Here is a 582-nt window from a genome sequence, read left to right on the forward strand (position 1 = left end):
CAAGATCGGCACCGGACTGCACACGATGGCCGAGTCGGTCGACCGGGCCGACGGTGAGGTGAGCGCCGATCTGGCGAAGGTGGACGCGGGCAGACCGCCGGTCGTCTGACGCCCCGTCGGGAACCACGGCGGCCCGTCCGCACGTGTTGCTGTCCGTCGCCTTGCTGTCCGTCCCCGCAGAACCCGGAAGGAGGGGCCTGGTGTCCCGAAGCGTGCCCGAGGAACTCGTCCCCGTACTGGCCAGGTTGGGCCATGAGTGGCCGCAGGCCGACGAAGAGGGCCTGCGTCGCGCGGCCGGTGTGTGGCGGGAGTTCGGCTCCGAGGCGGAGCAGCTCAGCCGCCGGGGCGGGGACTCCGCGCAGCGCGTCACCGGCGAGAACTCCGGGAGTTCGGTGGAGGCGTTCGGCGCGCACTGGCGCGGCTTCGCTGGCCGGGGCCGGGGCAGCCCGGGCGAGCCCGGGCACCGCGTGCCGGACGGCCGGGCAGGACAGCCGGGTGGCAGAGCCGGACCGGAGCAGCGGAACGGTGGGCGGCACCGGGCCGTGACGGGCATCGGACCGGTCCGGGGCCGGCTCAGCGGGG

The 582-nt window shown here is 75.4% G+C and carries 1 pseudogene; it reads left to right on the top strand.

The features are described from left to right. Positions 1-200 precede the first annotated feature (200 nt). Positions 201-582: pseudogene (locus ABD323_RS44205) on the top strand (hypothetical protein); the annotation flags it as partial.

This window comes from Kitasatospora nipponensis, from assembly GCF_039528135.1.
GTDB classification, from domain to species: domain Bacteria; phylum Actinomycetota; class Actinomycetes; order Streptomycetales; family Streptomycetaceae; genus Kitasatospora; species Kitasatospora nipponensis.